Source organism: Allosalinactinospora lopnorensis, assembly GCF_000981225.1.
GTDB classification, from domain to species: Bacteria; Actinomycetota; Actinomycetes; order Streptosporangiales; family Streptosporangiaceae; genus Allosalinactinospora; species Allosalinactinospora lopnorensis.
Genome location: NZ_LAJC01000128.1, coordinates 1 through 7,429, shown reverse-complemented (window position 1 = coordinate 7,429; position 7,429 = coordinate 1). Strand labels below are relative to the sequence as shown.

At 71.6% G+C, this 7,429-nt stretch carries 5 protein-coding genes; 1 reads left to right on the top strand and 4 read right to left on the bottom strand.

What is annotated here, in order from left to right:
- The 4 genes from VS93_RS25445 to pstS all read right to left on the bottom strand — a co-directional run.
- Positions 1–2,683: TIGR02680 family protein (locus VS93_RS25445; protein WP_082127199.1), on the bottom strand; the 2,683-nt coding region annotated here is incomplete at its 3' end.
- Entirely contained in the window at positions 2,670–4,022 is a 1,353-nt protein-coding gene (locus VS93_RS25440) for a TIGR02678 family protein (RefSeq protein WP_046472385.1), read from the bottom strand. The genes VS93_RS25440 and VS93_RS25445, both read right to left, overlap by 14 nt.
- Positions 4,019–5,566: a TIGR02677 family protein gene (locus VS93_RS25435; RefSeq protein WP_201776759.1), complete on the bottom strand. Its 1,548-nt coding sequence runs from the start codon at positions 5,564–5,566 to the stop codon at positions 4,019–4,021. The genes VS93_RS25440 and VS93_RS25435 overlap by 4 nt, the downstream gene beginning before the upstream one ends.
- 123 nt (positions 5,567–5,689) lie before the next feature.
- The gene (pstS, locus tag VS93_RS25430; protein WP_046472384.1) at positions 5,690–6,799 is read right to left on the bottom strand and encodes a phosphate ABC transporter substrate-binding protein PstS; all 1,110 of its coding nucleotides are present in this window, start codon (positions 6,797–6,799) and stop codon (positions 5,690–5,692) included.
- A gap of 308 nt (positions 6,800–7,107) precedes the next feature.
- Here pstS and VS93_RS30755 point away from each other — a divergent pair, with 308 nt between their 5' ends.
- Positions 7,108–7,374 carry a hypothetical protein gene (locus tag VS93_RS30755; protein ID WP_046472383.1) on the top strand — a complete coding sequence of 89 codons (267 nt, stop codon included), beginning with the start codon at positions 7,108–7,110 and terminating at the stop codon, positions 7,372–7,374.
- Positions 7,375–7,429 lie beyond the last annotated feature (55 nt).

The following is a 7,429-nucleotide window of genomic DNA, read 5'->3' as shown; positions in this document are numbered from 1 at the left end:
GCCCGACCAGCTCGTCCGCCCGCCGGCCGGCGGCTCCGGCGTCGCTGCGCGCTGCCAGCCACGCATCGGCCTGGGCGCGGAACGCGGTGAGCGCCTCGGCGACCTGGTCGAGCGCCTCCTCGGCGGCGGACAGGCCGCGCTCCGACGCGACCGCCGTCAGTTCGTGAAGCACCGCGGCCACCTTGTGTTCCCACTCCGACACCTCGGTCTCGGCGCGGGCAACGGCGTCACCGCGGGCGGCGTGATCGGCCTCGGCCCGGCGCAGGGCGCGCCGGGCCTCCTCCAGCGCGGTGTGGTCGGGCCGCCGAGCCAGCTCCTCATCCAGGATCCCGCGCCGCCGGGCCAGCTCGTCCAGCGCGGTGTCGGCGGCCGCGATCCGCCCGTCGAGGTCGGCGATCCGCCCGTCGAGGTCGGCGATCCTGCGCTGCCGGTACCGCTCGCGGGCGGTGGCGCCGATGTAGGCGGGTTCGGGTTTGGTCCAACGCCCCTGCGCGGCCGCCAGCCGCCAGCCGCCGTCCGCGCCCACCGCGGCCGGGTGGTCGGGTGCGTGCGGCCCGTAGGCGATGCGCTCCAGCAGCAGCCTCACCCGGTGTTCGCCGACCGGCGCACCCGGTTCGCATTCCAGCACGTCGGCCAGACTGGGGCCGCTGACCGGAGCCGTGCGGTCGGGCTCGGCGAACACGTCGTTGCCGGGCATCGGCATCCGGCCATCAGGCAGCATCCACGCGTCCAGCAGCCCGGACGCCTCCAGGGCCGCCTCGACACCGGCCTGCACCGCCGCGTCGACACCGGGCCGGAAGTACACGAGCCGCCACAGCGGCGCTCCGTCGAGCGTGGCCCGGTCGAGGTCGCGTGTGTGGGGTGCGGTCGGTGGCAGGTCGGCCTCTTGGCGCAGCTTCTCCCGATCCGAGGACAGGGTCCGGCGCTCGCCGGCCAGCGCGTCGCGGCGGGCCTGATCACCCGCCTCCGCGCGGGTGATCGCATCCGCCGCGCGCCCGTGCGCCGAGTTCACCAGCTCGACCACGGCCATCGGGTCGCCCGCGGCACCGGCCAGCGCGTCGGCGTCGGCCGCCAGCTCGACGCAGGCGTGCGCCCATGTGCCCAGCCGGTCGGTGAGGTCGGCGAGTTCCGCGTCGTAGTCCCGGCGCCGTCGCTCGACGGCCGCCTCGGCTGAGTCGAGATCGGCGCGCGCACTCTCCAGCCGCTGCTCGGCGGCTGTCCGCTCGCTGACGGCGCGAGTGTGCGTGGCGAGGACGCGGCGCACCTCGGCGATCTGCTCGTGGCGGCCGTCGACGGCGGCCCGCAGCAGCCGACGCGCCGGCTCCGGCTCGCCAGTGCTGTCGAGCTCCTCGAAGGCCGCTGTCAGTCCGGGGATCCGCGCCGCGTGCTCCGCGTCGTCGCGGCATTGCCGGGCGTGCCTGCCTCTGCGTGCGGCATCCTCCACGGCGCTGTCGGCCTTCTCCCGGTCCTCCTCCGCGCGCCGGGCCAGGCCGTCGGCGCGGCGCCGGGTCTCACCGGCCCTGTGCCGGGCGGTGTCGAGCTCGGAACGGAGCCGTTCGAGCTCGCGCCCTTCGCGGTAGGAGTCGAGGTTGGTCAGCACCTCGATGCGGGCCGACCGCTGATCGGCCTCGGACTCCAGCGCCGCGTCCTGTTCCGCGACCTCCTCCAGCCGGGCCAGCGTGGCCTCGTGCTCCTGCTCGCTCTCGCGCGCCTTGCGGGTCAGGCCGTCCATGGTCGACGTCGCCGCGATCAGCGCGGCCGCGCCGGCCCGCAGTACGCGCTGCGCGTAGGTGCGCTGGCGGGCGGCCAGCCGGTCGGCGGCGTCCACCTCCCCGTCGAGGTCCCTGAGCTCCTGCTGCTGCCGGTCCAGGCGCTCGAACCCTTCGGCGATCTCGGTGATGTCGCCCTGGTCCAGCGGCGGCAGGGCGCGGGAGAGCAGCGTGGACAGCACCGCGGGATCGAGGTGCTCCGACAGCTTCGGTGTGCGCAGCTGCAGCAGTGCCGTGATGAGGGCGTCGAAGCGCTGCTGGTTGAACCCGGGAAACAGCGTGTGGCGCACGGTGTCGCGGTAGTCGGCGGCGGTTTCGTGGACCTCACCGCGGGCGCCGATCGCTGAGACGAGGTCCTTCCTGGTCAGCGGGCGCCCGGCGGCGTTGACCAAGGCCAGTTCGCCGTGTTCGCCCGTGTCTACCCGCTGGTCGGTGGTGAAGTAGGCGACGCCCACGTTCCTGGTGTTGGTGCTCGCCTGCAGCCGCGCCCCGCAGGTGAACCACTCCGGTCCCGCTTTGTCGCCGGCGCCCGCGCCGTCGCCGGATCGGCCGAACTCCAGCCACACGTAGCCGACCCGGTTCGTGCCCTCGTAGCCGTCGCCCATGAGGTTCCAGTGCATGGTGCGCTCGGTGCCGCCGAACGTGGAGAGTCGGCTGGGCTGCAGGTTGGCGTCGAACAGGAACGGCAGCAGCAGTTCCAGCGCCTTGGACTTCCCGGTGCCGTTGGCGCCGCGCAGCAGCAGCCGGCCGCCGTGGAATCGGAAGGTCTCGTCGTAGTAGCGCCAGATGTTGATGATGCCGGCGCGGGTGGGCTGCCAGCGCCCGCCGCGGCCCGGCTCCCCGGCGGCGCTCGTCGCGGGCTCGGGCACCGGGCGCAGTCGCGACGGATCGGCGGCGGTCTCAGTCGGCGGCATGCTCGTCTCCACTGGCTTGGGGATCGGGGCGTTCCACCGTGTAGCGGGCGGCGGCGGGTAGGGACCGAACACCGGAATCCTCACTGCGCGCCAGCCCGAACGCGCACAGCATGCCTATGCCTTCGTTGACGAGCCGTGCCGCGCCGCCGTCGGACTGGTAGGCCCGCGCCGCCCACGCGGGGGCGGCGGTCAGAATCCGCTCCGCATGGGCGACGAGGGCGGGCCGGTCGAGCGGACGGCCGCCGGCGACCAGGTGGTCGAGCAGCAGCAGGGCGGCGACCTTGGCGTTGCTGCGGTCGTCGGGGAACCTGTCGTCGGTGGCGATGGAGTCGGGGTCGACCAGTAGCACGCCTTCGGCGCGCTCCTCGAACACGAAACCGGCCTGCTCGGCCGCCCGGCGCACCAGCCTGTGTCCTGTGGGGGAGTCGAGGTAGGCGATCTGCTCGGCGCTGAGATCCGCCCGGTAGACCACAGGCTCGTTCAGCAGCCGCCGCATTACCGAGTGCCGCAGCCACAGGTTGCGCTGCACCTCCGATGTGCCCGAATCGGGATCGGCGGCGTCACCGTAGCGGGCCTCGCGGCGCAGCCGCGCGAGCCGCTCGCCGAACTCGGCGCCGCTGATGATCGGCTCGGCCGCGGCGTGCTCGCCGCCCGAAGCACCGGCAGCGAGGTCCTCGCCATCCGCCTCCTCAGCCACGGAAGTCGCGGCGTCGCTGGCCTCGGCGAGCTCGGCGGCGATCCGCGACGGCGCGACGGGGGCCGCCACCAGGCGCAGCAGTAGCGTGGCGTCGACGCGGTAGAGGACTTTGGCGTCCTCATGCTCCAGGAAGGTCTCTGTGACTCCGTCGGTCGCGACCACCGCCCCCAGGCGTTCGAGGAGCTTGAGCGCGTCGACGAAGGCCGAGCGCTCGTCCCGGCGCGCCGAGTCGAACGTCGGGATCCGCTCCTCGTTGAGGGTGGCCTGCACGATGCGCTCCGCGAGCAGGCCGATGGTGGTGACCGGGCCGGACAGCAGCTCGGCGGCCAGGACGCACAGCAGTGTGTAGCGGCGGCGGTCGAACGGCGCCTTGCCGGAGCGGTGCCTGCGCGCGGGCCGAGTGGTGTCGGGACGATCATGGATCTTGACCAGCCGGGCGTATCCGTGCCGCGCCTCGACCACCAGGCGCCAGCCGCAGTAGTAGTCGAACCACTTCTCCAGCGCTCCGCGGCGGCGGCGGACCAAGTCGAACGCGTCGCGGTCGCGCGCCGCGACCAGCATGGGACTGCCCAGTAGTACGCGTACGCCGCGCGCGACCTCCTCGGCCTCCTGGCGGACCAGCTGATTGCTCAGCGACGTCACGAGACCGCCTTGTGGCCGGCCGCCGACACGCCAGGCCCGACCGGGTGCACGTCGATCAGGTAATCGGGGGCGGTGAGGCGCCCTTGCGGTGTGCGCAGTTCCGCCGTGCGCCCCTCGGAAGGCGGCCGCAGCAGCAGCCGCATCCTCCCGTCCGCGCTCGTGCCGTGTCGGCATCCGCTGGAGTCGGGTCGGCTGGACAGGGCGCGTCCGACCAGTTCGAGGAGGCGCTGGAACGTGGCGTGATCGAGGGTCTGCAGTTGGGAGAGCCGTACGGCACCATCGGTGGCCAGTAGCTGCCACGCGGCTTCGAGCTCTGCGCGCTCCAACTGGGCGGCGGCCTTGCGGTGCTCCCGAACGGCGCGGACGTCGCGGACCTTCGCGGTGCGGGCGAGGTGCTCGCTGCGGCCACGCGTGCGCAGCAGCGGGGAGACCGGCACGCTCGGGGCCTCCAGCCACGGCGTCGACGAGGGGACGGCCTCCGCGTCGTCGGGCGCGAGGTGTGCATGACGGGCGGAGTCGAGGCCGAAGGAGGTGTGCCACAGCTCGTGTGCGTCCGCCTCGGCGGGTGCGGTGGCGAACCAGCGGGACAGCGTGCGGAAATCGGCCACCGCGCTGGAGGCGCGGCGGCGCGACTCGCTGATGCGCTCCAGCACCCGCATCAGCGAGACGATGGCGCGGCGCGCGATGTCGCGCAGCTCATCAATGCGGGCGGGCCTGCCCTCGGGTGGCAGGAACCACGCCCGCATTCCCTCCCAGCGGTGCGCGCGCTGCTCCAGCCACTCCCCGCCGAGATCCCCGCCGCCGAGGGCGGGCAGGTCGGCGCCGCGCAGCGCACGCCGGTGCACGGCCGCGACGCCGCACCCCTCAACGCGCTCCATGGCCTGCTGGATCTGCTGCCTGCGCACGTCCAGGTTGGTGACGAACTCCTCCAGGTAGGCGATCGTGGCGCGCTTGACGTCGTGGAAGGTCTCGATGTCGGTCAGATCGTCGCGCAGCAGCCGCTGGAGTTCGGCGTTGAACTGCTTGGTGTTGGACCGCAGCGCCTCCAGGTGGCCCTCCAGTTCGGTCAGTGCGGTGAACACGCGGCGGTCGGAGCACTCCTCGTCGAGCTGGTAGCCGTACAGCTCGTCGAGCCGTTCGGCGATCGCCACCAGCACCGCGGTCTGCAGTGCACCGGTCGAGGAGAGTACGGCCAATGCGCGCTGGACGCCCTCGAACGCCGCTTCGCCGCGCTTAGTCAGCGAGTACCGGAGGTTCTTGCGCTCGTATTCCTCGGCGGTGGCGTAATTGGCGGCGTGGTTCTGCACGACGTCCAGCAGCCCCCACTTGACCAGCGACTTGAGTGTGGATGCCAGTTCGTCGTCGCTCACGGGAGCGTGCCAGCCGATCGCCCGCAGGTGCGGACGGATCTCGTCGAAGGTCAGCGCCGTCTCAAAACGCTCATGTGCCGCCCCGAACGCCTGCATTGTCGCGGTGTGCAGATCGGCGAGGCCGGTGGTGGTGAACATGAACAGGTTCGGAGGAAGCCTTCGGTGAACCGCCACACAGTCCTCCCCAACGCGAGCCGGCGACTGGGTTCCCCGCAACACTAAGCCGCACGGCCGACAATCGGCACCTCGGAGAAGAGCCTTTCCTGCGCGGGTGGTGGATACGCGGCGCGCAGGCGGTCAGCGGGTTTCGATGGCCCCGATGGATTCGTTCAGCTCAGCGCGGATGTCGTCGGGGAGCGGGGCCGAACCGGTCTCCTCGGACACGGCTTGCTGTCCCTCCTCGCTGACCAGGTAGCCGAGGAAGTCCTTGAGCAGGGCGGTGTCGCGGCCATTGGTGTAGGTCAGGCACGCCACCTGGTAGGACACCAGCACGATCGGGTAGGTGCCCGGTTCACGGGTGTTGTAGTCCAGTTCGAGGGCGTGGTCGTGTTCGACGTTGCCCTCGCGCTGCGGTGAGGCGATGACGATGGCTCCGGCCGACTCCGGGGACATTTCGACGAACTCCTCCCCGATGCCGACCCTCGCGGTCGTCATGCCTTCGGCGAAGGAGACCTCGACGTAGCCCACCGTGCCTTCGCCGCCCTTGACGGCGGCGGCGACACCGCTGTTGCCCTGGCCGGCCTCGGCCGGTCTGATCGGCCAGGAGCCGTCGGGCTCGTGCGGCCAGTCGTCGCCCGCGGCGGCCGCGAGGTAGTCGGTGAAGTTCTCGGTGGTCCCCGATTCATCGGAGCGGTTCACCGGCAGGACCGGAGTGTGGGGGAGGTCGAGGTCGGGGTTGTCGGCGGCGATCTCCTCGTCGTCCCAGTGGGTGATCTGCTGGTCGAAGATCTTGGCGATGGTGCCGGGCCTGAGATTGAGCGTGTCGATGCCGGGCAGGTTGAAGGCGACCGCGATGGGGACCACGTAGGCGGGGATGTTGATCGCGTCGCTTCCGTGGCAGCGCTCCTTCGCCTCGGTGGTCTCCTTGGGATCGAGCGCGGCGTCGGTACCGCCGAACGTGACCGCGCCGTCGAGGAACTGGCTGCGACCGGCCCCCGATCCAACGGAGTTGTAGTAGACCACGGAGCCCTCGCACGCCATCTGGTACCCGGCGACCCAGGTCACCATGGCGTTCTCCTGGGCACTGGAACCGGCTCCGGAGATGTTTCCCGGCGGGCAGGCCAGATCGTCGGGCGCGGGAGGGGCGGAGTCCGGGGGGACGGCATTGTCGCTGCCGCAGGCGGTCAGCACCAGCGCGCTCGCCACTGCCGCCGCGCCGGCCCGCACGCTCCCGAACCACTCAGCCATGCACTCTCCTCCCCTCGCTTGGACAGGTTTCTATTTAGGCAGGCCCTAATATAAACGCCGGGTGGCCTCGAAGTGTCCTGGGGATGCCTGGATCGGGCTCGGGGTCAGCGTGTGTGCTCGGCCTCGTGGCAGGCGATGCGGCGTACCGCACGGGACGAAATAGGGCGTTTTTGAACTGACAGGACACAGGGCGCTCTGTTGGGTTTCCCGGGCATGCTTCACGCGAACGGTGGCCGGTCTGTCAGCGGGGCCCTCCCGCTGGCGTGCGGCCAGCAGCGACGACCTGCCCCGGTAGCGAGTTCTGCTGGGTGGACCTCAAGACCCGCGATATCCCCGGCACCACGGACTTCTTCTCGGCGGTGCTCGGCAGGCGGTTCGCGGTGGACGAAGACGACTGGCGCCGTGCGACCTTTATCTCCGTCGGGGGATACCGCATCGGCAGCGTGAGCGATCTCGCCAACGGGAGCCGGCTGTTGATGTCGATGACCTGGACGATGTCGCCGCCCGCGTCCATGCCCTCGGTCAGGAACCTGTCGTCTACTCGCGGCACGAGGATCGCTCCCACCCGCGGTTGAGTGGCCCCGAAGGCTGACATTCCGAGTCGTTGCCCTGATCGGTGGGTCGGCGGTT

Bases quoted from the DNA above. Each gene is read 5' to 3' on its own strand.
- pstS (WP_046472384.1), bottom strand. From the start codon at position 6,799: ATGGCTGAGTGGTTCGGGAGCGTGCGGGCCGGCGCGGCGGCAGTGGCG.